Source organism: Ignavibacteria bacterium (genome assembly GCA_025612375.1).
Taxonomy (GTDB): domain Bacteria; phylum Bacteroidota; class Ignavibacteria; order Ignavibacteriales; family SURF-24; genus JAAXKN01.
The window spans coordinates 1-1,098 of the sequence record JAAXKN010000135.1 but is presented as its reverse complement, the minus strand read 5'-3'; the positions used below and the strand labels follow the sequence as shown (position 1 = coordinate 1,098).

Below are 1,098 nucleotides of genomic sequence, written 5' to 3'. Positions count from 1 at the left end.
TCAGGACGTCTTCGATGCCAGGTTCCGGGGTGACCGGTTCAGGTTCTGCTGCCGGAGCTTCTGCTGGTGCTTCGATTGCCGGCTCTTCAGGAGCTTTCACTTCTTCCGGTTCTGATGCCAGCGCCTCGGTGAGCTCGGGTTCTTCCTTCTCCGGAATGACCGGATCCTGGACCACATAGTCGCCCTTATACATGGCAAGCTTGGCCACTTCATCCGGAGTGGTTACCAGGATCTCTGCAGCTTCACCCACCTCGATTTTGACGGGGGCCTTTTTGTCCGGATCCCATTTGTAGAGTGTGCCGGTGATGCTTACGCCCACAGCCTGCATACCTTCAGCTTTTGCCTGGTCATACAAGGACCTAAGATCCAATGCGTTTTTGACAATCTTATAATAACGGTTCATTCGGCACTTCCTTCTCTTCGGGTGTCTTCGGCGGCAGTTGTACCTGCTTGTTTTCCGGCACCTGATTTTTTTTGCTTGCATAGGCTTCGAGCTGTTTCTTAATAATTTCATAAAGACCTATGGCCAGCGTTGCAGTAGTCACGGTCACGGCGACAACTTCTTTAAAATCGACCAAGGCAAACCTGAATTCAACCCTTACAAGGGTAAATATAAAATTCAGGATAAATGCGATTGCATATGGTATGTACATGACGTTCTTTGTCACAATCGATTTGTCGAGGCCAGACCTTACAGCAAAGTTAGTCGCTGCTGTGACGATAGGCCGCTTGATCAGATTGGTCAGCGTGATAATCAGGATGACCGTCACTGCTGTCAGAAAGTCATAAGTTGAAAACAATCGGCTTAATTCGTTTAAGATAGATTCCATCTACTTTTCTCCTCCTTCTCTTAGAAAATATTATCAATAAGACGCACGATCTTATCAATAACCTGGTAAATATCCTGGTAGTAGATAAATACCAGCAGAGCCCCCACGGCTGATCCTATCACAAACATGACTGCTCTATCTAGCTTGGTCAGACCTCCCACTACCCAGAGAAGCCCGAATAATAATGCAATGGCGAGCAGTAACAACTTTAACAGATAATTGGTGTGCCTGTAAAAGGCAAAGAACTTGGCGCTCACTGGTAGACTTC

At 47.2% G+C, this 1,098-nt stretch carries 2 protein-coding genes; both read right to left on the bottom strand.

Annotated elements, in window-relative coordinates:
* Positions 1 to 403: hypothetical protein (locus HF312_21710; protein MCU7522817.1), on the bottom strand; the 403-nt coding region annotated here is incomplete at its 3' end.
* Positions 387 to 830 (bottom strand): hypothetical protein, encoded by a 444-nt coding sequence (locus HF312_21705; protein ID MCU7522816.1) that lies wholly within the window; start codon positions 828 to 830, stop codon positions 387 to 389. The genes HF312_21710 and HF312_21705, both read right to left, overlap by 17 nt.
* Positions 831 to 1,098: the final 268 nt, after the last annotated feature.

What these genes read in the sequence shown, in the direction of transcription:
- HF312_21705 (MCU7522816.1), bottom strand. Translation starts at nt 830, where the DNA reads ATGGAATCTATCTTAAACGAATTAAGCCGATTGTTTTCAACTTATGAC.